This is a genomic window from Tsukamurella conjunctivitidis, from assembly GCF_007858475.1.
GTDB lineage: Bacteria > Actinomycetota > Actinomycetes > Mycobacteriales > Mycobacteriaceae > Tsukamurella > Tsukamurella conjunctivitidis.
Map to the genome: position 1 here is coordinate 1 of NZ_VIGX01000277.1, position 532 is coordinate 532.

1 protein-coding gene is annotated in these 532 nt (G+C 70.3%); it reads left to right on the forward strand.

Annotation, left to right across the window (positions count from 1 at the left end; all coding sequences use genetic code 11):
• Positions 1 to 532: ATP-dependent 6-phosphofructokinase (locus tag FK530_RS25385; RefSeq protein ID WP_146489529.1), on the forward strand; the 532-nt coding region annotated here is incomplete at both ends.

The following is a 532-nucleotide window of genomic DNA, read 5'->3' on the forward strand; positions in this document are numbered from 1 at the left end:
TGCGGATCGGAGTGCTCACTGGCGGGGGTGACTGCCCCGGCCTGAACGCGGTCATCCGCGCGGTGGTCCGCACCAGCGCCTCCCGCTACGGCTCCGCAGTCGTCGGATTCCAGGACGGCTGGCGCGGCCTGCTCGAGGACCGCCGCATCCAGCTCTCCGACGACGACCGCAACGACCGCCTCCTCACCAAGGGCGGCACCATGCTCGGCACCGCCCGCACCCACCCCGACATCCTGCGCGCGGGCCTGGACCGCATCCGGGCGACCCTCGACGACAACGGCATCGACGTCCTCATCCCCATCGGCGGCGAAGGCACCCTCACCGCCGCCTCCTGGCTGGCCGACGAAGGCGTCCCCGTCGTCGGCGTACCCAAAACCATCGACAACGACATCGACTGCACCGACGTCACCTTCGGCTTCGACACCGCCCTGACCATCGCCACCGACGCCATCGACCGGCTGCACTCGACCGCCGAATCCCACCAACGCGTCATGATCGTCGAAGTCATGGGCCGCCACGCCGGCTGGATCGC